Source organism: Gordonia sp. LUNF6 (genome assembly GCF_047041125.1).
Lineage (GTDB): Bacteria > Actinomycetota > Actinomycetes > Mycobacteriales > Mycobacteriaceae > Gordonia > Gordonia sihwensis.
Window position 1 is genome coordinate 758688 of the sequence record NZ_CP178181.1, and the last position, 23622, is coordinate 782309.

22 protein-coding genes and 3 tRNA genes are annotated in these 23622 nt (G+C 65.4%); 12 read left to right on the plus strand and 13 right to left on the minus strand.

All coding sequences use genetic code 11. The features are described from left to right. Window position 1 precedes the first annotated feature (1 nt). Complete coding sequence (locus ACK8HH_RS03615) at window positions 2-769, plus strand: DUF4145 domain-containing protein (RefSeq protein ID WP_412475539.1); 768 nt, start codon at window positions 2-4, stop codon at window positions 767-769. Here the strand turns inward: ACK8HH_RS03615 and ACK8HH_RS03620 are convergent. The 5 genes from ACK8HH_RS03620 to ACK8HH_RS03640 all read right to left on the minus strand — a co-directional run bounded on the left by ACK8HH_RS03620 (window position 750) and on the right by ACK8HH_RS03640 (window position 6704). Further along, entirely contained in the window at window positions 750-2210 is a 1461-nt protein-coding gene (locus ACK8HH_RS03620; RefSeq protein WP_412475540.1) for a tyrosine-type recombinase/integrase, read from the minus strand. The genes ACK8HH_RS03615 and ACK8HH_RS03620 overlap by 20 nt on opposite strands. Window position 2211: 1 nt before the next feature. Then, entirely contained in the window at window positions 2212-2844 is a 633-nt protein-coding gene (locus tag ACK8HH_RS03625) for a recombinase family protein (protein ID WP_412475541.1), read from the minus strand. 243 nt (window positions 2845-3087) lie between these two features. After that, on the minus strand, window positions 3088-3867 hold the full coding sequence (locus tag ACK8HH_RS03630; RefSeq protein WP_412475542.1) for a hypothetical protein: 780 nt from the start codon (window positions 3865-3867) through the stop codon (window positions 3088-3090). A 395-nt stretch (window positions 3868-4262) separates the two neighbouring features. Next, window positions 4263-6401, minus strand: coding sequence for an AAA family ATPase (locus ACK8HH_RS03635; RefSeq protein WP_412475543.1), 2139 nt, complete (start codon window positions 6399-6401; stop codon window positions 4263-4265). Between the two features lie 93 nt (window positions 6402-6494). After that, a complete protein-coding gene (locus tag ACK8HH_RS03640; RefSeq protein ID WP_412475544.1) occupies window positions 6495-6704 on the minus strand; it encodes a hypothetical protein in 210 nt (69 codons plus the stop codon). A 680-nt stretch (window positions 6705-7384) separates the two neighbouring features. Between ACK8HH_RS03640 and ACK8HH_RS03645 the strand changes: the two genes are divergently transcribed. After that, a complete protein-coding gene (locus tag ACK8HH_RS03645) occupies window positions 7385-8407 on the plus strand; it encodes an IS30 family transposase (RefSeq protein ID WP_412475205.1) in 1023 nt (340 codons plus the stop codon). A gap of 270 nt (window positions 8408-8677) precedes the next feature. Then, on the plus strand, window positions 8678-10078 hold the full coding sequence (locus tag ACK8HH_RS03650; RefSeq protein WP_067476669.1) for an IS1380 family transposase: 1401 nt from the start codon (window positions 8678-8680) through the stop codon (window positions 10076-10078). A gap of 115 nt (window positions 10079-10193) precedes the next feature. On the opposite strand, the gene ACK8HH_RS03655 is transcribed toward ACK8HH_RS03650, so the two are convergent. The 4 genes from ACK8HH_RS03655 to ACK8HH_RS03670 form a co-directional block, all read right to left on the minus strand. Continuing rightward, a complete protein-coding gene (locus ACK8HH_RS03655) occupies window positions 10194-10316 on the minus strand; it encodes a hypothetical protein (protein WP_412475545.1) in 123 nt (40 codons plus the stop codon). Then, the gene (locus tag ACK8HH_RS03660; RefSeq protein ID WP_412475546.1) at window positions 10313-10615 is read right to left on the minus strand and encodes a hypothetical protein; all 303 of its coding nucleotides are present in this window, start codon (window positions 10613-10615) and stop codon (window positions 10313-10315) included. The genes ACK8HH_RS03655 and ACK8HH_RS03660 overlap by 4 nt, the downstream gene beginning before the upstream one ends. A gap of 565 nt (window positions 10616-11180) precedes the next feature. Next, window positions 11181-11546 carry a hypothetical protein gene (locus ACK8HH_RS03665; RefSeq protein WP_412475547.1) on the minus strand — a complete coding sequence of 122 codons (366 nt, stop codon included), beginning with the start codon at window positions 11544-11546 and terminating at the stop codon, window positions 11181-11183. Window positions 11547-11568: 22 nt separating this feature from the next. Next, window positions 11569-11865: a hypothetical protein gene (locus tag ACK8HH_RS03670; protein WP_412475548.1), complete on the minus strand. Its 297-nt coding sequence runs from the start codon at window positions 11863-11865 to the stop codon at window positions 11569-11571. 109 nt (window positions 11866-11974) lie between these two features. Between ACK8HH_RS03670 and ACK8HH_RS03675 the strand changes: the two genes are divergently transcribed. Further along, entirely contained in the window at window positions 11975-12232 is a 258-nt protein-coding gene (locus ACK8HH_RS03675) for a helix-turn-helix domain-containing protein (protein ID WP_412475549.1), read from the plus strand. Between the two features lie 322 nt (window positions 12233-12554). On the opposite strand, the gene ACK8HH_RS03680 is transcribed toward ACK8HH_RS03675, so the two are convergent. From ACK8HH_RS03680 to ACK8HH_RS03690, 3 genes are read right to left on the minus strand one after another with little or no spacing between them, the layout of a single operon-like run. Further along, on the minus strand, window positions 12555-12953 hold the full coding sequence (locus tag ACK8HH_RS03680; protein ID WP_412475550.1) for a hypothetical protein: 399 nt from the start codon (window positions 12951-12953) through the stop codon (window positions 12555-12557). Beyond that, the gene (locus ACK8HH_RS03685; protein ID WP_412475551.1) at window positions 12950-13159 is read right to left on the minus strand and encodes a hypothetical protein; all 210 of its coding nucleotides are present in this window, start codon (window positions 13157-13159) and stop codon (window positions 12950-12952) included. The genes ACK8HH_RS03680 and ACK8HH_RS03685 overlap by 4 nt, the downstream gene beginning before the upstream one ends. Window positions 13160-13163: 4 nt before the next feature. Then, window positions 13164-14402: a hypothetical protein gene (locus ACK8HH_RS03690; RefSeq protein WP_412475552.1), complete on the minus strand. Its 1239-nt coding sequence runs from the start codon at window positions 14400-14402 to the stop codon at window positions 13164-13166. Window positions 14403-15042: 640 nt separating this feature from the next. Between ACK8HH_RS03690 and ACK8HH_RS03695 the strand changes: the two genes are divergently transcribed. The 8 genes from ACK8HH_RS03695 (at window position 15043) to ACK8HH_RS03730 (ending at window position 22959) form a co-directional block, all read left to right on the plus strand. Then, window positions 15043-15115, plus strand: a tRNA-Glu gene (locus ACK8HH_RS03695). Between the two features lie 45 nt (window positions 15116-15160). After that, window positions 15161-15234, plus strand: a tRNA-Asp gene (locus tag ACK8HH_RS03700). 33 nt (window positions 15235-15267) lie between these two features. Continuing rightward, window positions 15268-15341: transfer RNA gene (locus tag ACK8HH_RS03705), tRNA-Phe, on the plus strand. A 224-nt stretch (window positions 15342-15565) separates the two neighbouring features. Continuing rightward, window positions 15566-18322, plus strand: coding sequence for a hypothetical protein (locus ACK8HH_RS03710; RefSeq protein WP_101841615.1), 2757 nt, complete (start codon window positions 15566-15568; stop codon window positions 18320-18322). A gap of 93 nt (window positions 18323-18415) precedes the next feature. Then, the gene (locus ACK8HH_RS03715; protein ID WP_006894553.1) at window positions 18416-19579 is read left to right on the plus strand and encodes a zinc-binding dehydrogenase; all 1164 of its coding nucleotides are present in this window, start codon (window positions 18416-18418) and stop codon (window positions 19577-19579) included. Window positions 19580-19730: 151 nt separating this feature from the next. Then, window positions 19731-20285 (plus strand): YceI family protein, encoded by a 555-nt coding sequence (locus tag ACK8HH_RS03720; protein WP_006894554.1) that lies wholly within the window; start codon window positions 19731-19733, stop codon window positions 20283-20285. A 75-nt stretch (window positions 20286-20360) separates the two neighbouring features. Continuing rightward, complete coding sequence (locus tag ACK8HH_RS03725; RefSeq protein ID WP_101841614.1) at window positions 20361-22088, plus strand: adenylate/guanylate cyclase domain-containing protein; 1728 nt, start codon at window positions 20361-20363, stop codon at window positions 22086-22088. Window position 22089: 1 nt separating this feature from the next. Further along, window positions 22090-22959, plus strand: coding sequence for an oxidoreductase (locus tag ACK8HH_RS03730; protein ID WP_006894557.1), 870 nt, complete (start codon window positions 22090-22092; stop codon window positions 22957-22959). Between the two features lie 11 nt (window positions 22960-22970). Here the strand turns inward: ACK8HH_RS03730 and ACK8HH_RS03735 are convergent, their stop codons facing one another. Beyond that, complete coding sequence (locus ACK8HH_RS03735; protein ID WP_006894559.1) at window positions 22971-23600, minus strand: alpha-ketoglutarate-dependent dioxygenase AlkB; 630 nt, start codon at window positions 23598-23600, stop codon at window positions 22971-22973. Window positions 23601-23622 lie beyond the last annotated feature (22 nt).

Sequence of the window (23622 nt, forward strand, 5' to 3'; positions counted from 1 at the left end):
GGTGAAACGCCAGGCCAGGGATGGTTTCCCTGGCCTGGCGTTTTCTGTTGGTGGGCTCCACCCCGGCATTACCCCGGCGCGTGCGGGGGATGCGCCTGGAATGTCGGAGGCGCGTGAGATGATCAAACGCATGGGGCTTACAAGCGATCTCTGGATCATTGGCGACAGATACGCGAACTTTGATCAATCGGATGCGCGGAGTTGGGCTCGAGCTGCGTGCGCCTTTTGCGGCGGCAGTCAGATGATTGTGATTGCCACGACGAGAAGTGATCCAGACGTCCAATGGCTGCGTTGTGTCAACTGCTACCGCGGTGCGGTGTCCAACTTGGATGCGGTCAGCCCTGCGACGATGCCGCTTGACACCCCGGAATCGCTTACTGGGGTCGATTTGGATGCGTGGACCGAAGTTCGAGCCTGTCTGTCGGTCGGTGCTTTCACCGCTGCGACGATGATGTGCAGGAAGCTGCTCTTTCACATCGCGGTTGCGCACGGACTTCCTGAGAAGCTGGACAACGGACGAGCGCCGAATTTTTACGCCGCGTTGAATCATCTCGAAGAGGAAGGTGTGTTCACTAAGCGAATGCGGCCATGGGTTGACCGCGTCAAGGATGTGGGTAACGAGGTGAACCACGAACTTGTCGTGGTGACAAAAGACGAGGCGATGGACGTCGCCGAGTTCACCCGGCAGCTGATCCACCTCGCGTACGAACTGCCCGCGATGATCGGAACAGAAGCAGATGACGAGGCTGCTACCCGAACAACTGAATGACGTTGGACGGGGGCGCGTCGGCGTCCTCGGTAGTCTGCGAGGTGGAGATGGCGGACGCCGGGGCGGTCGGCTCGGGAAGGTTGTTCATCGCGCCGCCGTCTTCTTCTGGAATCCAGTCGCCGTAGGTATCCAACGTCAGCACGAACGAGCCGTGTCCGAGCCACTTGGAGACCTGCATGAAGTGGACGCCGGACGACAGCTGCATGGTGGCGAAAGTGTGACGTAGGTCATGGACGCGGCATCCCAGCTGTGCGGGTTGGTCCTTGGTCGCGGGGCGGCTGGCGGGCAAGCCGACGGCCTCCAGTGCGGGCTTGAGGATCGTTCGGTACCAGGCGTCCATCGTGATGGGATTCGACCAGTCGTGCGGAGCAGCGAAGCGCTCGCCCTTGACGCGGTGTCCGCCGCCGAGGCGTCGGTTCGGCCAGAGCGGCGCGGTGGGTTCGTCAGCGCGAGGGTGGTCGTCTCGTAGATAGGCGTGCAGCCGCTCCGCGAGCCACTGAGGCAGAGGGACCGTCCGCCGGGACTTCTTCGACTTGGGCGTCCCAGTGATCCACTCGCGGTTCCGGCGGGTCTTGGTCCGCTCCACCTTCACCGAGCAGCGGACGGTCGGCTTGGAATCAGAGCCGGGGCGGGTGGTGAAGTGCAGGTCGCGCACTTCCAGTCCGGCGTTCTCGGCGGCGCGAAGACCGCTGTAGGCGAGGAAGTCGACCATCAGCGCGTAGATCGGATACGCGGGCAGGTCTCCGATCTCGCCGGCGACAGCCGCCGACACCTGCGCTACTTGCTGCGCGGTGAGCGGGTGCGCCTCGAACTGCTCGGCGTCGCCGGTGGCCTGCGCCTTGCCTGTCCCGAAGTCCACGCGGTCGCAGGGGTTCGACGTGAGCGCGCCCTGCTGCGTCGCGTACTTCATCACTCGACGGAACGCGCCCCAAGCGTGCTTCACTGTCGCGGGCTTCAGGGCTCCGCTGCCCGATTGGCGAGACTGGCGGCTCACCAGGCCCGCGAGGAACAATTCGCAGTCGTGCGGCGTGATGCTGCCGATTGCCTTACCGCCGAACGATTGCAGCGAGTACAGCCGCAGGACGTTCTCGTAATCGTTCAGGGTCCGCTGCTTCAGTCGGCCCTGCACGACCTTCAGCGCTTGGCTGTCGATCCACGCCTTGGCGTAGTGCCCGAACGGTAGATCGCCGGCGATCTTCTGGTCCGCGAGGGCGGAAGCGGTGCCGGAGTGCTTGGCCGCGTTCAGCTCGTCGCGACGGGCTTCGGCGGCGTCTCGGGTCGGGTAGCTCTCCTGACGGGCGCGGAGCTTGGGCTTGCCGCTCGCGGTCTTGACTGGCAGGCCGTACTCGTCGCGGACCGGCTCACGCCAGACGACTTCGTAGCGCTTGACGGCGCGGCCCTTGCTTTTGACGGTGGTCTCGTGAGCGCGAATGTAAGCCATGTCAGGCTGCCTTTGTGTCGATTGAGTTGAAGATGCGGCGGACGGTAGACGCCTGCCAGGTGGGACGACCCGCGGGACTGAGGATTCCGTCTGCGGTGAGCTTGTCGGCGATGGCGCGGTAGCTGAGGCCGTCGGCCCGCATCCCTGAGATGCGCAGGGCGACGGTCGTCGGGACCAGGCGGGGTCTGCCGAGCTTGACGCCTTGGGCCTTCTTTGCCGCGAGAGCTGCCTTGGTGCGCTCGCCGATGATGCGGCGTTCGTACTGCGCGAACGTGGCGAGCATGTTCGCCATTGCTTCGCCGCTGGCCGTGGTGGTGTCGACCTGAATGTCGAGCATGATCAGGCTCCACCTCTGGATGCGGGCGCGCTCCATGATGTCGGCGGCGTGAACGACACTGCGGGCGAGACGATCCAGCTTCGCCACTACGAGGCCGTCCGCGAGGCCAGCGGCCAACTGCTCCAACGCTTCCCGGAGGCCGGGGTTCACCTGACTGCCGCTGAGTCCTTCGTCGCGGACGATGGTGAGCTGCCAACCGCGCCGGTCGGCTTCGGCGTGGAGGGCTGCCTCTTGCGCTTCGATGCCGAGGCGGCTGTCTGCTTGCTCTTCCGTGCTGCACCGGATGTAGCCGATCATCACGAGTTCCCTGCCTGTCATTGCTTTCCCGTTTCTCCCGTTGGGGCGTAAACGTCCGTTTGCGCCTTACGCCTCACCCTAGCTCGCACGTACGTTCGAAGCTACTGGCGTTATAGCAGGTCAGAGAGCTGTCTGACGGAGCGCGGCTGGCTTCGGATGTGCGGTTGAGATGGGCCTGCCTCAGCCCTGCGCCGTGCGCGGCCTGTTAGGGCCGTGAGCGAGAGCTGAGGCCGGTCTGATGCGCTACCGCTGGCCTTTGCGCGGTGGCGTGTGGCCGTGCAACTGGTCCAGGGCGTCGGCCAGGTCGAGCATCCCTGTCTCGGCAGAGCTGCCTTCGCCGGCGACTGGACGCGGCTCGTCGTGGTGGCGTGGAGTGAGCCGAGGCGTGATGGTTGGGGTGTCGTCGTGGTGCTGCACCTCGACCAGTTCGGCGTCGATCCAGTCGGGGGCGGCGTCGGGCGCGCGGTCCTTGGCCGTGTCGCCTCGGCGTGCTCGGCTCTCGGCCCGCGAGCCGCCGGACATCACGGCCTCCAAGATTCCCTCGAAGGGCTTGGGGTCCACCGAGACTTCGACGGCGGTCTTGGCGCTGAGGCCCGCGCGGTCGAGCGCGTCCTTGATCGCGGCGAGCTTCACGTGGTCGGGGGCTTCGTCGCTGACAGCGATCTTCAGGAGCTCCTTCGCCATCCGATCCGCCGCCATCTCCAGGCGGGCACGAGCAGCCCTACGTACATGCCCGCTGGCCCCACCGTGGACCCGGCAGACTGTCGCCCCCTTGATAGCCAACCTCCTACATCTCTCGCCCGTCTTCTTGTGAGCGACGCAGCGCGCGGAGTCGTTCTCTTCGAGCATGGCGTCCCACTTGGCTGCGGCCTCCGGCGTGGTCCTCGGTGGATCGACTACCCACACCTCGAACTCGGGGTCCTCGGGGTCGGTCTCCCAGTGGCCGCGTCCGGTGTCTGCCAGGGCGGCATGTTCGTCCACTCCCGTGATGGGATCGGCTGCTGTCGAAGGATTCTCGGTCATGTCGTGCCTCTCGATTTCTGTGCTTCTCTGGTGGAATCTGTTGCTGTGGAACGTTCTCGGCGCTGTCGACAAACGGCCCGTGGGCAACCGCGTCTGGCAACCACGTCCCTTAGGCGGGGCCGGGGTGGGCAAGGTTGCCCCCACCCGGCCCGCTACCGCTGCCGGGGTCAGGCAACTCTGACCAACCGTGGTCAGAGTTGGATATCGGATCTACCTGCGCTTTTAAGCAACCTTGACCAACCGCGTCCAGCCCGCCGCGCCGCCGAGACAGAGTTGCCCTCGTGATACTGGTGAGGCTGTTGAACCTGCTGAGGCGAGACCGAGTTGCCTCCGGCCTGCCGCTCGCACAACGGTCTTCATCTGTCCGTCGACCGTCCCCGCGCACCCTCTGATCGCTAGGCATTCTCGGTAGCCTTGCGCTCGACGCTGAACTGGAATCCCGGCCCAATGCCGACACGATCGCGTTTGACCATCCGTCCGCGCTCGCTCGCCGCGCGATTCTCGACGACCAGCGTTCGGGTGGTCAGCAGCTCGGTGATGAGGTCTCGCGCCGCGCCAGCGTTGCCGCCCACAGTCTTCGCCAGCGCGGACTCCGTGAAGACGAAGTCGTTGTCGCGGACCAGGTCCACGATCGCTCGTCGCCTCGCGGCCTTGTCGTCGCGCCTGCCCGACGATGCGCTTCCGCTGCCGCCTCCCGCCCTGGCGACCGTCACCGACACCGCTGCCGTCTCGGCGTCGCCGTCATCAAGGTCTCCGAACGCCGGTAGCTGCCAGTCCACGTCCCACCGACTGCCGCCCCACTGCCGAGACCCGAACTCCACCGCGAGCCGATACGCGCCGTTGTCCAGATCGGCCTTCTCACGGTGCTTCTGCAGAATCCAGCTGTCGGCCCACTGGCCCATGCCAGCCTGCGAAATGCTGTCGAGGTCGAGATCGGCGCCGCCCGACTTCTTGAAGTGGTCGGCGATGATCAACGCGGCCTTGCCTGCAACCAGACCCGACAGGCCAGCAAGCATCCGCCCTCGTTCGTAGAGGTTCTGCGCCTCGATGCCCGCCGGATGGAAGGCATACAGCGGGTCGATGATCACCAGCTCTGGGCGTACGTCGTCCAACGCGGCGGTGAGCGCAGTCGTGAACTCGGGTGCGTCCAACGGTCCGACGTCGAAGACCGCGTAGATCGGTAGGTCGGCCAGATCGGCGTCGTACGATCGGGCGATGGCTTGCAGTCGCCGCATGAAGGGTCCGCGCCCGCCTTCGCCGACGTAGTAGACGACGGGTCCGGGCGTCGTCACCTCGAACTCGCCGAACAGTGGACGCCCGCTCGCCACGGCGAGAGCGATGGACATGAGGTTGTACGACTTAAGGGTCTTCTTCTCGCCGCCCATCGGACCGAACGAGCCTCTCGGCCACACGCCTTTGATCAGCCATTCCATCGGCGGAACCGGCTCGGCCAGTGCGGACGCCGGGACGAGCTCAAACCGCTTGGCGTCGGGCCGAGTTTTGCCTCTGTCCAGACGAGCGAGGGTGTCGGCGGGATCGGCGAGCTTTGCGTGCGCTGCCGCCCACCTCGCTGTTCGGTAGAACTCGTCAGGACCGGGCCGCGAACGCCCGTCCGGACTACGCCCCTCCCATTCAAACGACTCGTGGAACGCGTCCTGCAGCAGCGCCAAGGCGTCGGTGGCGGGGTAGCACCCGGCGGCGGCTTCGCGGAACGCCCACGGTAGAGCCTGGACGAGAGCTTCGTGGCTGCTGCCTCCGTTGCGCACGTCGTTCTCGAACGCTTGGAGAGGACCCTTAATCGCATTCGGTCGGGTATTGCGGGTGTGCGCAGGATCGTTCAGGAACGCGGCGAGTTCCGCGTCGTTCATCGGCTCGGGATCGACCTCGCTCGAGGCGGAAAGGCATTCGCGTAGCGCTGCGGGCAACTTCGGCAGAACCGATTCGCCGGCGATCCAGCGGTACTCACCGTCCTCTCGGACATGCCGTGTGGGCTCAGCGATGATGACGCCGTTCTTACCTCGTACCTCTCCGAACGGACGGAACGCGCCTGCCCCGTTCCCGACTGGCTCGTCCGTCCGGAACAAGTAGTGTCCCCGGTCGGCGTCGTCCCGCCGCGAAAGCTGCACAACGCCTTGGCGCAGTCCGTCGGCGATGTTCGATGGAACCTCTTCCAGTGCGGCCGAGTCCAAGTCGAACGCGACGGCACCACTTCGTCCGACATGCAGCGCAATGCCGTAGTCGGGGTTCTCGTCCCACCAAGCCGCGATCTGCTCGGCTTGCCGACTGGACTGCGACTGCCACGAACCGCCGACCACGCTGCCAGGATTCTTCGTTCCCGGTGCGACCGGCAGAACGAACCATCCGGCGTTCGCGTACGCCAAGGCGGACTTGTAGAGACTGAGCCCGGATACATCGGGGACGCGAAGTCCCGGACGGGGGAACTGGAAGGTTGTCAGATTCGAATCAGAGTCGTTGCGCGACAGCGACTTCAACGAAGGTTGCGCCTCGGTGGGCGAGGTAGCGTTCGGCTGCATCTTGTTCCTTGAGCTGGGTGCGATCGTTGTGGTGACGATGACGACGCCCGCTACGGAGGCGAGGCCGTAGCGGGCGTCTTCGCGTTCAGCCCGTCATGCGCCTTCTCCTTCGCGGGCTTGGGCTTCAAGGTCGCGCCGGACCCGATCGGCGAACAGGACCGAGCCGCTGAGCGCGGTCAGCTCTGCCGCCGCAAGTCGGGGACGGATCGTGGAGAGTGATGTGTCGCGGGTTCCCTTGCGCGGGAACGGTTCTCGATCATCTGAGGGTTGTTTTGCCTGGTCAGATGGGGTAAGATAGGTCACGCTGAACTCCTTCGTACTGGTTCTGCTTCGTCGAGCCCCCGGCCACTCCTCAGGTCGGGGGCTCGAAGCGTTTAGAGGGTGGCGGGCGGCGATTTGCCGTTGAGATGTGGGCTGGTCGGGTAACTCGGCCCAAGGCCGCCGCTGGCCCGAGCTCGAAGAGCTCAGCCCTGTCAGATGGGCGGTGCTGCGCAGGGTGGCGGGATGCAGCGCTGCCGTTACGCGGGCAGGTGTGGCGTGTCCACCCAAAGGTTCACGTCGTACACCCGGACGTCGCCGAGCTCTGCTTTCAGTCGCTCGGTGCAGTAGGGGCACGCCCACCACACGACGACGTACTGGCCGCTCGTCTGCGTGAGCAGCTTCGGATGTCGCGAGCGCTTGCCACCGCGACCGGGACCGTCATGCCAGTAGCAATGTGATCGGTCCAAATCGGTATCTTCGGGGAGCAGGCGTTCACGGAGGACGTCGCTGACGGTGATGCCATCCCGAACAACAACGGGATAGCTCAAGTCCCAGGCCGGGATAACGATCGGTGCGAGGAGGTGTTCGGGGTTGTGCCGATTGAATGGCGGTCGCGGCACCGGAGTATCTAGCCCCGGCGGTGTCATACCGTCGTAGCAACACTGCAGGCCACGAGGGGTTGCGGGTAGCGCGGTAGGAGACCCTGGGTGGGGCTGGGACGGATGATGTTGACGGTGGCGGACCGGACGGAGATCGCGGTCGGACGGCGTGCGGGGATGACGGTCACGGCGATCGCCGAGCAGATCGGGCGCGACAAGTCGGTGGTGTCTCGCGAGATCAAACGCAATGCCACCAAGACGGGCGCGTATCAGGTGGTGCACGCCGACAAGCACGCCCGCGCACGGCGGGCCCGTCCGCAGACGAGGGCGATCGATGCTGACTCGGTGCTCGCCGACCGGGTACGGTCCGACCTGCGCAGGTCGCGGACGCCGCGCCAGATCGCGGGGAGGTTGAAGCTCGAGGCCCAAGACCCCACAGTGGATCCCATGACGGGTTCACCGAACGCGCAGGGCCGCCGCGTGTCACACGAGTCGATCTATCGGTGGATTTATGCTCTTCCGAAGGGAGAGTTGGCTGCTCAGGGCATCCTGTTGCAGTCCAAGCGCACCGCGCGTAAACCCCGCAAGTCAGTCGGTGAGCGGTCGGCGCGGATCGTGGGCATGGTCAGCATCGACGACCGCCCCGAGACCGCGGCCGATCGGCGGGTGCCGGGCTGGTGGGAAGGAGATCTGATCGTCGGGAAGGCCGGCCAGTCCGCGGCGGTGACCTTGGTCGAGCGCACCAGCCGGTACACGCTGATCCTGGGTCTGCCGGACGGGAAGAAAGCACCCGGCGTTGCTGATGTGCTGATCGATCACCTGCGAGGACTGCCGGAGTTCATGCGACAGGGCCTGACGTGGGATCAAGGCACCGAGATGGCCGAGCACGCCAGCGTCACCGTGGCCGCCGAGTTGCCGATCTACTTCGCTCATCCCCGCTCGCCATGGGAACGCCCGACGAATGAGAACACCAACGGCCTGATCCGCGAGTACCTGCCCAAGGGCACCGAAATCCCATCCGATCAGCTGTACCTCGAAGCGATCGCCCGCGAGCTCAACGAGCGGCCACGGCAGTGCCTGGGCTTCTACACTCCACGGGAAGTCTTCGAACGCCTACTGAAGGACAACGTTGCTTCCACGAGTTGACACCGCCCCCGGCACCTTGGGTAGAACGCTGAGATTCTCCGTTGCGCCGAGGTGCGAGCCCCCGTCAAACTTGGGGCCGCGCGACACTGCCAGACGATGTTGGTCGAGGACTTCGGCGAGCTTCTCTCGGGCAGCATCGTTGCCCTCTAGCCTGGGTGTTTCATGGGGATCTGCGGATCGCTGGGCGAAAATAGACCGAAGTGCTTCCTGAGCAGGGGAAACTGGGACTTGTCTAAGGTTCCATGTTCTCCAGCAGAAAGCACTCGGTAGGTGAAGCGTACTTCGTGGTCGGCCGGTCTGTCCGTTACTGCTGATGGTGTCGGGGTGATCGCCCACGCCGGGGCCATCGTGCCTCGACTTCTGGCTGATCAGGTCGGTCTGACCGCCGAGCTGTCAGGGGCCATGGCTCGCCGACAATTCATCCCGATCCACGACCGCGGCCGTGTGCTGATCGACACCGCGGTGATGCTCGCCGATGGCGGCGAGTCCATCTCCGACATCGGCGTCCTGCGCCACCAATCCGGGGCCCTGGGCCCGGTCGCCTCGGCGCCGACGGTGTGGCGCACACTCGATGAGGTCACTGCCGGCAAGCGCAAGAAGATCCAGGTCGCGCGTGCCCGCACGCGGCGGCACGTGTGGTCCCAACTGCCCGGCGGAGTACCCGCATCGGCGTGTGCGGGGCGGGATCTGGGATCGACGGTCGTGCTCGATGTGGATGCCACCATCGTGGTCACCCACAGCGAGAAGGAACATGCAACTCCGACATATAAGCGCACGTTCGGGTACCACCCGATCGGCGTGTGGTGCGACAACACAGAAGAGTTTCTCGCCGCGAGCTTGCGCCCGGGCAACGCCGGGTCGAACACCGCTGCCGACCACATCGACGTCCTGGGCCAGGCCATCGCGCAGATCCCCGCCAGTCATCGGCGTGATCTGCTGATCCGCTCCGACGGTGCCGGCGCCTCCCACGACTTGCTGGAGTGGATCACCGAGCAGAACCGCGTTCGTGGTCGACAGGTGGAGTACTCGGTCGGCTTCGCTATCACTGCCCCGATTCGCCGGGCCATCGCGACCTGCCCCGAAGCCGCGTGGGGACCAGCGCTCAACCCCAACGGGGACATCCGCGACGGGGCCGACATCGCGGAGCTGACCGGGTTCCTCGCTCCCGGGATGCTCGCAAAGTGGCCAGACGGGATGCGGGTGATCGTACGCCGCGAGCGGCCCCACCCCGGCGCCCAGTTGTCGATGTTCGAGGAGATCGATGGATGGCGCTACCAGGCTTTTGTCACCAACACCGCCACCGGCCAGCTGCAGTTTCTTGAAGCCAGGCATCGGGCTCACGCCCGGGTCGAGGACCGCATCCGCCACGCCAAAGACACCGGCCTGGGCAGGCTTCCCTCGCGGGAGTTCGCTCTCAACCAGGCTTGGCTGGTGGCGGTGATGATCGCCGCAGATCTGGTGGCGTGGACTCGGATGCTGGCCTGCACCGGCGACGCCGCAGTTCTGGCCTTGTGCGAGCCCAAAGCGCTGCGCTACCGCTTCCTTCACGTGGCAGCCCGACTGGTCCGTAGTGGCCGGCGGCGGCGCGTGAAGATTCCCGAAACATGGCCGTGGGCCACCGCCATCGTCGCAGTGTTCAACACGATCGCCGCGATCCCAAAACCCGCCTGACCTCACCTGCCCGCCCACGACATCACCACCCGGAGACCCGCCCACCGGCAGCGCCAGCCGGCACACACGCACGCCCACACGCGAAAACAAGCCCGCCGTCACCCGACAGCAGCAGTCACACCGGCCCGTGAATCAGCGGGGCTAGGCCGGGGCTGGCGTACTTCTCGACCTCTTCGAGCATCATTCCGATCTGGTCGGCCATGTGTAGTTCTTGAGCGGTCGGCTTCTCGATGCTCACGCTGCGTCACCGCCTCGGCCACCGCTGGCGAGGGACATGAGGAAGTCGAACAGGTCCGCGTCGGCGTACCAGTTGTGCGACGCGATTTTGAATCGCTTCAGCTCGCCGCTCTCCGTTGCATGGCGGAGCCGCGAATCGGTGATGCTGTGAACGCCGATCTCCGCGTAGAATGCCTTGGCTCCCTCGCGGCCTTTACGGGTGGGGAGATTGGAGAAGTCTTCTCGGCGAAGCTGTCGCGAACGACGCGGCTGGGACGGGGCGGTGGCTGTCGCCCTCTGGGCGGTCTGAACCTGGCTCATGAGGTCTCCTGAGTTATCGGAGACGTCCGTAGAAACAGAAACAGCTGGCTCTGACTACGCACGTCTCCCGCGGTGGGATTCATGCGCCGTCCGCCAGCTAAGTGATTCAATGCCACCGATGTCTACGCGCCAGGCTGGCGCGGCATCTCTCGCTACGACGACTACTGAAGGATTCTTCACCGTGCGGTGAAGTCTGCTTTCCGCCGACCGTGGGGCCGAAATCCTCCAGGAAATCTCACTCTCGTAGGAGCGAGACTTGTGTTCCTCGAACCATCCTGTGGCTCGTGGTGTGCCCAACTACCGGGCACGCACCCATAGTGGCATAGGCTGCCGCCGCTACGCAAGCCCCGCGCCATGCCTGACCTGCGGTGATGCGTCGACAACGCGCTAGTTGACACCCACGACAACTGTCTGATTTGCGGCCTGATTCGGCTGCTGTCGAGAGAAACGGGCTTCGGGGTCGTTCGGTGGCGGGTGACTGAAGTCAACGAGCAGCTAACTTCGGACATAAAGAACGGCGACCAGCCGAAGCTGATCGCCGTACTCCTAGGTGGCTCGGTGCTGCTTACCTGACGTCCGGGCAATAGACGCTTTGTGCGACAGCCAGTTTCTTGACGCCGAACGTGCTCAGCTTTGAAGTGGCTTCGGTGACGCCGTGTTCGGCTGCGTAGTCGCAGAACTGCCTAGCGAGCGAGATGTCGATATAACTCGGGCCAATCGAAAGAGCGAGTTGTCCATCTATCTCGGAGATGATTCCCTGGCTGACTAGTTCCGAGATGTAACGACGGTCCTTAGCTGAATCACTTTCGGCCGCTGCGCTTTGCTGTGCAGACCGGCTCGTTGTGTCACTCGCGGCCTCGTCGCTGCCGCATCCCGCGAGGAAGGCCAGGGCAGCGGCTCCACCGAGCAATGTCGTGAGAGTTCGTTTCATGAGGTGTCCTGTCTGAGTTCGCTTAGTGCTTGACGTTGAGATCAGTAACGAGATGGCATTGCCAGCACTCGTAAGAGGGCGCGTTGTGCGCCACGTTCTGCTCGGCGTTGCAGCGTGGGCAGTAGATGCGCCGGGTTCCTGCGGGAGTTGGAGTTTGGGTGGGGATGGTCGCGAGGACGAGGATGGCCAGCCAACTGAACAGAATGGAGAGAAAGATCCAAAGGTCGCGGTTGCGGCCCCTTTGTCCGGCCATGCGGTTCGCGATGAAGGCGCACACGATGGCGCTGACGATGAAGAAGGGGAGAATCAGGGATTCCATTGGGTGTCCTGTCTGCGAGGTTTCGTCTCGCGAACAATAGCCCACCTGTCAGGTGGTATGACTCTTTGGCTCTGGTCGGTCTGGTCTAGAGCCGATTGGCTTGGTACTCGTGCCGACAGTCAAGCCTCCGAACAGCCCAACCTTGGGCGAGTTTGGCGAGCGTGTACGATTGCGGCGTGAAGAGCTCGGGTGGAGTCAGGAGTACGCCGCCGACCAGATCGGTATCCACTGGACACAACTCGGACGAGTAGAGCGCGGACAGCGCAGTAGCCGCATTGAGTCGATCCTGAAGATCGCCGCTGGCCTCCAAACGACGCCGGGAGCGCTGATGGACGGCTTGCCGACGGTGGAACCCGAAGGCGCATAGCCGAACCCCGCCGAGGCTGGCATGGGGATACCGGAGACCTCGACGGGGTTCGGGGTTGTGACCCGCCCTGCCGGAGAGCGTGCGGATCACGGCTCGCAAGGCGACAAGTCAAGCCTCACTCGGAACGGACAGGTCTACGTTCCTCTTTCTCGGCAGGGACGGGAGGCCCTGCCAAGTCTGGTCGGCCCTGCGGGCCGTGGCATTGAGCTGTAGCGCTGCCCGGAGGGCTATCGCTGGCGTCCGGCTTCTCGGGCGGCGGGCTGCGCGGTGCTGGCGGTGGCCGCGCCCGCATCTCAACGCAGTAGATCGGAGCTCGGGCGTCTCATCGACGCATCTTCTTTCCCGCGGTGGGTCGAGTCGGGTTCGGCTTCGCGGTCACCGTGAGCTTCTTCTGCGACTTGTCCAGGCGCGGGGTCACGTCCAGGCGTCGGTTCGGTTTTCCGTGGACGCCTGCGATCGCCTTCACCATCACGCCTCGGCCCTTCGGCGTCTTGAACTCGGCTCCCACCTTGACGCCCTTGTAGTCGCCGCCTTGGCCGACCTCCAGGTGCTTGGTGAAGCTGCCCTCGACGTAGGCGTCGCCGACCTTGCCGCCCACCTTATTCGCGCCGGACTTGGTGGCCTTGGTGGCGGCTGCCTTGGCTCCCTTCGCGGACGCCGACAGCTTGGTCCCGGCTCCCGCGAAGCGCCCGAGACGATCGCGCTTGTAGATCCGGCTCATCCTCGCCCCCACTCTGCGCGGTCGGCGAGTTCGTCGGCCAGGGCGCGCATCGCTGGATCGTCGGGGATCGCCGGCGACTTACCGCGGTAGAGGCCGCCCTCGTCGGGCCGGGCGTCCTGAAGATCGGGTGGGGTCAGGCCCGGTCCCCAGGAGTACTCGCCCGGCCCGTCGTGGTCGCGCTGCGTGGTGCGCGCGCTCGCCGACATGTCGTTACTTCCAGTCCCAGGCGGGAGCTTCGTAGTCGCCGATCTCCTTGACCTGCACCACGCACGCTGCCCCGCGATAGCGGACGCCCGTTCCGAAGCTGCGCTGGAAGAACGAGTCGGTCAGCGGGTACCGCTGATCGCGTCCGGGGATCATGCGGAGGCCCTGGTAGGCGGCGTTGGGGTGCTGGCGGAATGCGACCGGATTCAGGTTGCTGTTCGGTCCGCCGGTGGCGACCACGGCGACGTAGCCGATCGGCAGGTAGTAGCTCGGGACGATCCAGGCTGGACCGTACGAGCCGAGCACCTCCAGGCCGCCGAACTCGCCGGGCGCGACCTTGCCGACCACGTTCTCGGCTGCCAGGTACGCCGGGGCGCTCGCGCTCGGAATGAAGTCGTACTTGCTCTCGACGCCGCCCGACTCGATTCCTGCGCGGAACGTGGAGATGATCTCCCCCTCGTTCGGGTGGCACAGGACGATGAGCCGCGAACTGCCGTCGGTTCCGAATCCCTTGCTGCGCACCGCGTTGATCGCGTCGACGAGGTCGCCGGGATCGAGGACGGCGTTGCCCGACACGAGGTAGTGCGAGGTCTCGGCGGGGAAGTCTTGACCCGCGTGCGACGGCGGGACCATCCCGTCTTCGCCGTTGTAGAGGCCGTAGACCTTGTGGCCGACCTCGTTCAGCTTCTCTGCGGGGTCGAACAGGCGTCGGAGAATGCTGCCGGTGACCAGGCGGTTATCCGACTCGAAGGCGCGATTGACGACGCTGCGGACTTGTTCGGCCGAGGCGCTGCGGAGGAACTTCCACGTGAAGCGGCTTGCCAGGTCGTAGTCGGTGAAGTCGTAGCCGAGGATCGTGGCGTTCGGCTCGGCGCGCAGGCCCGTCGGCTCGCCGAACTCGGATGCTTCCTCGAAATGGTCACCGCCGAGCGTCTGTGGGATGGCGTCGGCGGCGTTCACGGTCGGATACGAAACGAGTGCGGCCAGCGAGGACCGCTTCTGATTCCACTTGCTCATCGCGGCGGCTGCGTCGTCCCACAGTCGGTTGAGGTCGACGCCGTCGCTGGTTTGAGAGACGAGTACGTCGCCCTGGCTGCTGTAGCCGCGAGCGCCGGAATCGCCTCCGAAGGCGAACAGCTCGTCGACGTCGAGGACCGCCAAGGCGCTGGCGTCCTCGCGGGAGGGGCGAGAGAAGAATGGGTGGGTGTTCCAGGGCCGATTGTCGGCCGGGCGGGTGATGCTCATGTGAGTGCTCCAATTCGGTGCGGATGACTGACGAGAAATCGCCGACACTCGCCGGCGAACGTCGGTCGCTGACCGAACGGACTTATTCACTTTGGAGACGAACTCAACCCGATCCCGTATTACTGCTGCGCTCTGCGAACCTGCCTAGCTTCGAGCTGCGGTGCGAGCGGCCACCTGCTGCGGGCGCTGCCCGGTGCGCGGCGGTATGGCTGCCACCGTAAACCCACCGTCCGATGGGACGCCACCCCGGCACCACCCCGGCCACTGCGGGGAATCCGGCGGTGATCCAGCGGTAGCCACCAGTACGCCGCTGGTAGTCATTCATGCGCTCTGACCTGCGTCGATTCGTCGAGCGTCGCAGGATCGGTGCTGGTGGCGTTACTCGGAGAATGACCCGACGTGCGTACTTTTAATCCGCAGGTCGTAGGTTCGAGCCCTACTGGGGGCACTGGTGGAAGCCAGGCCGGAGAACATCTCCGGCCTGGCTTCTTCGCTTCCGGTCTCCGACGGCTGTCGGCGCGGCGCTCGCCGATCACCCTCGATGTGCGTGTGAATAGCCGAAAAACGTCGCTGACCACACGATTTGCGTTCTGTCGACGAAGTGCCATAAAGTTTGTCTCGCTCCCAACGAGGAACACCGGCCCCCTTCGTCTAGCGGCCTAGGACGCCGCCCTTTCAAGGCGGTAGCGCGGGTTCGAATCCCGTAGGGGGTACGCGGTGAGAGTCTGATAAGGTTCTCAAGGCAACAAATTGAATATGGCCCTGTGGCGCAGTTGGTTAGCGCGCCGCCCTGTCACGGCGGAGGTCGCGGGTTCGAGTCCCGTCAGGGTCGCTTTTTGGTTTCGGTTTTTCACCGGCACCGTCCGGCCAGGTAGCTCAGTTGGTACGAGCGTCCGCCTGAAAAGCGGAAGGTCGTCGGTTCGATCCCGACTCTGGCCACATTCGATCAGAGGCCCACCGGCAACGGTGGGCCTCTGATCCTTTTCGTCTGAACATCTCTCGTCGTCTGAACATCTCCGGCAGGCCCGCGGATGGTGCGAACCGGATCGAGTTCACTGTGTGTCCATGTCATTCGGCTGCCGCGTAACCTTAGGGTCCAGCTAGGAAGTTTCTGCCGCCCTGTGGAAGGGTTTCGGTGATAGCAGCGCGCACAAGGAGGGGCGATGGCCAACGGCGGGACGCCGCAGGAGAACGATCCGGCGTTGAACATTGTCGACAACGTCGTCGACCGCGAGTACACCGTCGAGCGGTTGGTGGAGAACCCGGTAGAGAAGGTCATCGATAAGCCGGTCACGCTCGAGCGGATCGTGGAACGGCTGGTGGTCAACACCGTCGACACCATCATCGACAAGCCGGCGACGGTCTCGCGGCTGATCGAGAAACCCGTTGTGACGGTGGTCGACGAGATCGTCGACAAGCCCGTGAGCGTCAGCCGCGCCGTGGAACGCCCGGTGGTGACGATCGAGGACGAGGTCGTCGACAAGCCCGTCAACATCCATCGCCGGGTCGAGAAGCCGGTGGTGACGGTGGTCGACAACATCATCGAGATGCCGGTCGAACTCCAGCGACTCGTGCAGCAGCCGGTGGTGACGGTGGTCGATGAGATCGCTGAGAAGCCGGTGGAGCTGTCGCGGTTGGTGGAGAAGCCGGTGGTGACGGTGGTCGATGAGATCGCTGAGAAGCCGGTGGAGTTGCCGCGGTTGGTGGAGAAGCCGGTGGTGACGGTGGTCGATGAGATCGCTGAGAAGCCGGTGGAGTTGCCGCGGTTGGTGGAGAAGCCGGTGGTGACGGTGGTCGATGAGATCGCTGAGAAGCCGGTGGAGCTGTCGCGGTTGGTGGAGAAGCCCGTCGTCACCTTCGTCGACGAGATCGTCGACACCCCCGTCGACGTGCCGCGCGTCATCGAGAAGCCGATCGTGACGGTGAAGGACGAGATCGTCGACAACGAGATCGACATCCCGCGGTTGGTGGAGAAGCCGATCGTCACGATCCTCGACGAGATCGTCGACAAACCGATCGAGATCCAGCGGCTCGTGGAGAAGCTGCTCGTGACTGTGGTGGACGAGATCGTGGAGCGGCCCACCGAGGTCTCGCGCATGGTGGAGAAGCTGCTGGTCGAGATCACCGACGACGTCGTCGAGAAGCCCATCAGCGTCGAGCGGATGGTGGAGAAGCCGATCGTCACCATCGTCGACAAGGTGGTGGAGGTCCCGGTCGAGTCGGTCGTCGAGAAGGTGATCGAGAAGCCCGTCGAGAAGATCGTCGAGGTGATCCGCGAAGTTCCCGTCGAGAAGATCGTCGAGAAGGAGATCGAGGTCCCGGTCGAGAAGATCGTCTACAAGCCCGTCGAGAAGGTCGTCGAGAAGCACGTCGACGCGACCGAGGAATCGGCGGCGGAGACGACGGTCGAGAAGGAGATCGAGGTCCCGGTCGAGAAGATCGTCTACAAGACGGTCGAGAAGGTCGTCGAGAAGGAGATCGAACTCGTCGTAGAGAAGGCGGAGATCAAGACCGTCGAGGTGCCGCGCGAGGTGATCGTGGAGCAGATCGTCGACAAGCCGATCGAGAAGCCGGTCGACCATGTGGTCGAGCGGATCGTCGAGAAGCCGAACGTGGTCGAGAAGGTGATCGAGAAGCCCGTCGACCGTGAGGTGGAACGGATCGTCGAGATCCCCAACGTCACCGAGAAACTGGTCGAGAAGCCGGTGGACCATGTGGTCGAGCGGGTGGTCGAGAAGCCGAACGTGGTCGAGAAGATCGTCGAGAACCCCGTCGAACACGCCGTGGAGCGCGTGGTCGAGAAGCCCGAACTGGTCGAGAAGATCATCGAGAAGCCCGTCGAGCACGTGGTGGAACGGGTTGTGGAAGTGCCCAACGTCGTCGAGAACGTGGTGGAGAAGCCCGTCGACCGTGTCGTCGACAAGGTGGTCGAGATCCCCAACGTCATCGAGCAGGTGGTGGAGCGGCCCGTCGACCGCGTGGTGGAGCGGGTGGTGGAGCGGCCGAATGTGGTCGAGAAGATCGTCGAGCAGCCGGTGGACCATGTGGTCGAGCGGGTGGTGGAGCGACCGAATGTGGTCGAGAAGATCGTCGAGCAGCCGGTGGACCATGTGGTCGAGCGGGTGGTGGAGCGACCGAACGTGGTCGAGAAGGTCATCGAGCAGCCGGTCGACCGCGTGGTGGAACGCGTCGTCGAAGTGCCCAACGTGATCGACAAGGTCGTCGAGCGCCCCGTTGACCGCGTGGTGGAGCGGGTGGTGGAGCGGCCGAATGTGGTCGAGAAGGTCATCGAGCAGCCGGTGGACCGGACCGTCGAGCGCGTGGTGGAACAGCCCAACGTGGTCGAGAAGATCGTCGACAAGCCGGTGGAGCACGTCGTGGAGAAGATCGTCGAACGGCCGGAGATCATCGAGAAGGTGGTCGAGCAGGAAGTCCGCCGCGAGTTCGACAAGAACGTGCAGACCCCCGTCCTGGTGGAGAACGTGATCGAGAAGCGGTTCGACCACGTCGTGGAGCGGATCGTCGAGAAGCCCGTCGAGCACATCGTGGAGAAGGTGGTCGAGAAGCCGGTCTACGTCGAGGTCGAGAAGGTGGTCGAGAAGCCCATCGAGCAGATCGTCGTGGTCGAGAAGCCGGTCATCGTCCGCAAGGTGGTCGAGAAGCCGGTGGAGACCTACGTCGAGGAGTCCGAGGACACCGTCCGGACCGTGACCCACGACCAGCCGGAGCCGGCGACCGGCGGCGAGACGCAGTACGTCCAGCCCGAGCCCGACACCGGCAGGCATCACTGGGTGGACGCCGGCACCGGGCAGCACCCGGACCACGGCTTCGCCGGCTCCGAATCCGAGGAGACGCGGCCGCGCGTCAAGGTGGACCCGACGTACACCGTTCGCCGGGCGCGCCACCGCAGTCCCGACTGAGATCAGTAGGCACGACGGCATCCGAGGGGAATGTTCCCTCGGATGCCGTTGTGCGTCCTGATGCCGGCACGCACCCGGCCCTACAGTGGACGCATGAAAGCTGTGGTGTGTCACGAAGGTTCGCTCGACGTGCGCGAGATGGAGATTCCCCGCCCCGGTCCGGGCCACGTATTGATCAAAGTGCTCCGCGCCGGGATCTGCGGGTCCGACCTGCATGCGCGGGTTCACGGAGACGTCGCCGCCGACATCGGGGAGAAGGTGGGCTACGACCACTTCATGCGCCCCGCCCACGAGGTGGTGATGGGCCACGAGTTCGTCGGGGAGGTGGTCTCGTACGGTCCCAAATGCCGCAAACGGTGGAAGCCGGGCACAGCGGTGGTCGCGCTGCCGATCATCCGTCACGACGGCGAGGTCGAAATGGTGGGGCTCTCGGCGCAGGCGCCCGGGGCGTACGCCGAATACATGGTGGTCCAGGAAGATCTGGCGATGCCCGTCCCCGACGGTGTGGACGTGGAACTCGCGGCCTTGACCGAGCCGCTCGCGGTGGCGCATCACGCGGTCCGGCGCAGTGAGATCGGCCGGCGCGACGTGGCCGTTGTGGTCGGCTGCGGCCCCATCGGCCTCGCGGTGATCCTGATGCTGAAAGCGGCGGGAGTGCGCACGGTGGTCGCCGCCGACCTCTCCGAACTGCGCCGCGACCTCGCCCGTCAGTGCGGAGCAGACGTCGTGGTCGACCCCGCCGTCGACAGTCCGTGGGACGCGGCGCCGCAACAGAGGAAGCACTTCACCCGCGTCGGAGATCTGTTCTCGGTGGCGTTCGACGCCATGCACGCACTTCAGACCATTCCCCGGACGCCGTGGTGGTCGCTGATGAGCGTCGCCGACAAGCTGTCGCTCACGCCGCGCGGGCCCGTGGTCTTCGAATGCGTCGGCGTTCCCGGAATGATCGACGACCTCGTCGCGCACGTGCCCTTCCGCTCGCGGGTCGTGGTGGTCGGAGTGTGCATGGAGCCGGATGTCTTCCAGCCTGCGATGGCAGGCAACAAGGAGATCGACCTGCGCTTCGTCTTCGGCTACGACCCCGCCGAGTTCCGGGCCACGCTGCACATGATCGCGCGCGGGACGGTTCAGCCGAGGCCGCTGCTCACCGGCACAGTCGGGCTCGGCGGTGCCGCGGGGGCATTCGAGGCGCTCGCCTCGGCACGCAGTCACGCGAAGATCCTCATCGATCCGGCGAGCGACGTCGTGGACGTCTGAGCGTCCGGACGTGATCCGACGGTACTTTCCGTGATTGGCGCCACAACCGGAATTATCCGGACCACGGTCCGGTTATGCTCTGTGTGTGTGCGGCACACGCCGCCGCAGAACCACAGACGCCATCGAGATCGCTTCCGCAAGGAGAACCGTCATGACTGCAGCAACCGTCACCCCCGCTGACCTGACCCCCGGCACCTGGACCATCGACCCGGTCCACTCGACCATCGGCTTCTCGGTCCGCCACCTGATGGTCTCGAAGGTCCGCGGCACCTTCGACGCCTTCACCGGCACCATCACCATCGCCGAGGACGGCACGCCGTCGGTTCAGGCCGAGATCGACGTCACCTCGATCAACACCCGCAACGAACAGCGCGACGGCCACATCAAGTCGGCCGACTTCTTCGACGCCGAGAAGTTCCCGACCGCCACTTTCACCTCCACCTCCGTCGTGGAGAAGGGCGGGGACTACGAGCTCACCGGCGACTTCACGCTCAAGGGCGTCACCAAGCCGGTTACCCTGAAGATGGAGTACAACGGCGTCAACGCGGGAATGGGCCAGGGCCCGGTCGCGGGCTTTGAGGCCTCGACCGTGATCAACCGCAAGGATTTCGGCATCGACATCGAGATGCCGCTGGAGACCGGTGGAACCGTGGTCGGTGACAAGATCACCATCACGCTCGAGATCGAGGCGACGCACACCGCCTGATCGCTCCACCCCGACATCACCTCCCGGTCTTCGGTAATCTCAGTGAGATTCCATTGGGCCGGGAGGTGATTGCTTGTGCGTGGCGAGACTCGCACTGAGCTGCACCGTTTTGCCGAATGGGTGGACCGCAGGCTGAAACTGGCCTACTTCGGCGGGCGGCTCGTGGAAGGCGGAAGCGAACGCGTCGCCACCGAGTGGCGGGCGATGGACGTGGCGACCCGCCGCGGAATCGTCGCCCGGGCCATGGTGCTCGGAAGCGCGATTCTCGGCGGGGCCAAGATCCTGATCAGCATCGAGACCTTCATCGCGGTGTTCCTCGCGTTCAGCGGCGGCGAACTCACGCTGCACTCGGGTTCCGAGGATCCCGGCATGCTCGCGGTACTGTTCTCGACGCTGGTCGGACTGATCGTCAGTCTCGCGATCTCGCTGCTGTTCCTGAAACCGCAGTTCGCGTGGTTCGTCAGCGGCGGTCCCGCCGACGACGACCGTCGAAGACAAGTGCAGGTGATCCCGACCCGCGTGGTGTACGCCGACCTGGTCGGCTGGCTCGCCGCGTACCTGATGTACGTGGTGCTCTCCGACGCCGAGCCGGTGTTCCTGCTCGCCATGCTCGTGGCGTTCATGCTCGCCGCCATAACCTCGGCGTGCCTGAACTACATGTTCATCGAGAGCGCGGTCCGGCCGTTGACGGTGCTCGCCTTCGGCGGGCGGTCGATGCGGTTCGCGATGCACGGCGTGCGCGAGCGCATGGCGGTGATCTGGCTGGTCTCCTCGGCGGTGCCGATGGTCGGGATGGTCACGATCATCGTCGGGCGGGTACTCGGCCTGGTCCCGCAGGTGGAGGATCGTTTCGACTGGCCGATCGCGTTTCTGGCCTTCATCGCGCTCGCCTCGGGCGGGCGCGTCGTCGGACTGGTGGGCCGTGCGATCCGCGATCCCCTCAACGAGATGAGCGATGTCATCGAATCCGCTCGCGACGGCGACCTGACCAGGCGCGTCGCCGTCTACGACTCCTCCGAGATCGGTGTGCTCCAGCATGGCATCAACGGGATGCTCGACGGCCTTCAGGAACGTGACCGGATGCGCGAGATCTTCTCCCGCCACGTCGGAGTGGGGGTCGCCGACCTGGCTCTCGAACACGGCGGAGATCTGGTCGGATCGAACACCGAGGTCGCGGTGATCTTCGTCGATATCACCGGGTCGACGTCGTTCGCGGCACGGCGCGACCCGCGCGAGACCGCGGTGGTTCTCAACGCCTTCTTCTCCATCGTCGCCGAGGTGGTGGAACGGCACGGCGGCTTCATCAACAAGTTCGAGGGCGATGCGGCGCTCGCCGTATTCGGTGTGCCCGCGCCACTGGACAATCCCGCCGAATCGGCGTTGGGGGCCGCGCGCGAACTCGGTGTGGCGCTCGGTGAGAAGCTCCCGCTGGAGTGGGGGATGGCCGTGGCCTACGGTCCGGTGTTCGCCGGCAACATCGGAGCGCGGACCCGGTACGAGTACACCGTGATCGGGGACCCGGTGAACGAGTGCGCGCGGTTGTCCGACCGGGCCAAGGAGGGATACTCGCCCGTCTACGCCAGCGGCGCGGCCATCGACCGTGCCGGCGCCGACGAGGTGGCGAAGTGGCGCCGCGTGGATCGGGTGACCCTGCGCGGTCGGCCGGAGCCGACCGAGATCTTCGCGCCGCGCGAGTTGCTGATCCGCGCCGAGCCGCCGTCGCTCGGTAGTGTGCTGGCTGACCTGGTGAAGTTCGCCATACCGCGTGAGCGTTCGCCGCGTGCGGCCGCGAAGGAGCAGTGACATGAGCGATCGGCCGACAGCCGGATTACCCGACCAGAGCGGCCGCACCTGGGTGATCACCGGCGCGAACAGCGGGCTGGGTGCCGAGATCGCCAGGGCTGCCGCGGCGGCCGGCGCCGACGTGACCCTCGCCTGCCGCAACCTGGACAAAGCCGAACGTGTGGCGGGCCGGATCGGCGCGTCGGCGCGCGTCGCGCATCTCGATCTGGCCGATCTGGGCTCTGTGCGCGATTTCGCGGCCGGCGTCGAGCCGTTCGACGTCCTGGTCAACAACGCCGGAGTGATGGCACTGCCGCACAGGCGTACGGCCGACGGTTTCGAGATGCAGATGGGCACCAACCACCTGGGGCATTTCGCCCTCACCGGACTGCTGCTGCCCAGAGTGCGCGAGCGGATCGTCATCATGTCCTCGCTCGCGCAGAACTGGGGAAGGATCCACGCCGACGACCTCAACTGGGAGCGGCGGCGCTACAACCGATGGGCGGCGTACGGCGACTCCAAGCTGGCGAACACCGTGTTCGGACGAGAGCTGGCGCGCAGGCTCACCCAGTCGGGATCCCCCGTGCGGGCGGTCCTGGCTCATCCCGGCTACACCTCGACCGGTCTGATGGGGCAATCCGAGACGCCCGTGGACTACCTGATGAAGGCGGGCGCGATGCTTCGCGTGGGGCAGCCTGCGGCTCAGGGGGCGTTGCCCGCACTGTTCGCGGCGACGGCCGACGTCCCGAACGGCAGCTATTGGGGGCCCAACCGGGTGCTGCGCGGTACACCGTCGCGTGCACGTTATCGTGCGGCGGCCGACGATCAGCGGGTTCGCGACCGCCTCTGGTCGGCGTCCGAGGAACTGACGGGCGTCACTTTCGACGTCTGAGAGCGCGCGGGTCAACGCACCCCGGCGGGACGGAACTGGACGCTGATCCGCGGGCCGGCCCCGGGCGTCTTCGGGACCGCGTGATCCCATGTGCGCTGGCATGAGCCACCCATCACCAACAGATCGCCGGAACCGAGGATGAATTTCCGTGACGGTCCGCCGCCCCGCGGGCGCAGCAGAAGGGTGCGCGGAGCGCCCAGGGAGACGATCGCGACCAGGGTGTCGTCGATCCGTCCCCGACCGATCCGGTCACCGTGCCAGGCGACGCTGTCGGAGCCGTCCCGATACAATGCCAGACCCGCGGTGGCGAAGCCCTCGGGCAGTTCTCGTCGGTAGTGGTGCGTCAGTGCACCGCGGGCCCGTTCGAGGATCTCGTGCGGCAGCGCGCTGCGCTGATCGTAGAAGGCCAGCAGTCGCGGGACGTCGACTACCGACTCGTACATCTGCCGGCGTTCGGCTCGCCACGGCACATCGGCGCGTAGGGCGTCGAACAGGTGCATCGACCCGGTGACCCAGCCCGGGCGCACATCGACCCAGGCGCCGTCGGAGAGCGGGTGTCGTACGGTGCTCGCGCTCAGTGCGGCCAGGCCGACGTCCGCGTCAGCCGAGTCGAACAACGAGGCCTGAACTCCAGTGCCCATGGCTGGAGCCTACCAGGGTATC

Excerpts from the sequence above, each read along its gene's own strand:
- ACK8HH_RS03620 (WP_412475540.1), bottom strand. The coding sequence starts at position 2,210 with ATGGCTTACATTCGCGCTCACGAGACCACCGTCAAAAGCAAGGGCCGC.
- ACK8HH_RS03625 (WP_412475541.1), bottom strand. The coding sequence starts at position 2,844 with ATGATCGGCTACATCCGGTGCAGCACGGAAGAGCAAGCAGACAGCCGC.
- ACK8HH_RS03630 (WP_412475542.1), bottom strand. The coding sequence starts at position 3,867 with ATGACCGAGAATCCTTCGACAGCAGCCGATCCCATCACGGGAGTGGAC.
- ACK8HH_RS03635 (WP_412475543.1), bottom strand. The coding sequence starts at position 6,401 with ATGCAGCCGAACGCTACCTCGCCCACCGAGGCGCAACCTTCGTTGAAG.
- ACK8HH_RS03645 (WP_412475205.1), top strand. The coding sequence starts at position 7,385 with ATGATGTTGACGGTGGCGGACCGGACGGAGATCGCGGTCGGACGGCGT.
- ACK8HH_RS03660 (WP_412475546.1), bottom strand. The coding sequence starts at position 10,615 with ATGAGCCAGGTTCAGACCGCCCAGAGGGCGACAGCCACCGCCCCGTCC.
- ACK8HH_RS03665 (WP_412475547.1), bottom strand. The coding sequence starts at position 11,546 with ATGAAACGAACTCTCACGACATTGCTCGGTGGAGCCGCTGCCCTGGCC.
- ACK8HH_RS03670 (WP_412475548.1), bottom strand. The coding sequence starts at position 11,865 with ATGGAATCCCTGATTCTCCCCTTCTTCATCGTCAGCGCCATCGTGTGC.
- ACK8HH_RS03680 (WP_412475550.1), bottom strand. The coding sequence starts at position 12,953 with ATGAGCCGGATCTACAAGCGCGATCGTCTCGGGCGCTTCGCGGGAGCC.
- ACK8HH_RS03685 (WP_412475551.1), bottom strand. The coding sequence starts at position 13,159 with ATGTCGGCGAGCGCGCGCACCACGCAGCGCGACCACGACGGGCCGGGC.
- ACK8HH_RS03690 (WP_412475552.1), bottom strand. The coding sequence starts at position 14,402 with ATGAGCATCACCCGCCCGGCCGACAATCGGCCCTGGAACACCCACCCA.
- ACK8HH_RS03710 (WP_101841615.1), top strand. The coding sequence starts at position 15,566 with ATGGCCAACGGCGGGACGCCGCAGGAGAACGATCCGGCGTTGAACATT.
- ACK8HH_RS03715 (WP_006894553.1), top strand. The coding sequence starts at position 18,416 with ATGAAAGCTGTGGTGTGTCACGAAGGTTCGCTCGACGTGCGCGAGATG.
- ACK8HH_RS03720 (WP_006894554.1), top strand. The coding sequence starts at position 19,731 with ATGACTGCAGCAACCGTCACCCCCGCTGACCTGACCCCCGGCACCTGG.
- ACK8HH_RS03730 (WP_006894557.1), top strand. The coding sequence starts at position 22,090 with ATGAGCGATCGGCCGACAGCCGGATTACCCGACCAGAGCGGCCGCACC.
- ACK8HH_RS03735 (WP_006894559.1), bottom strand. The coding sequence starts at position 23,600 with ATGGGCACTGGAGTTCAGGCCTCGTTGTTCGACTCGGCTGACGCGGAC.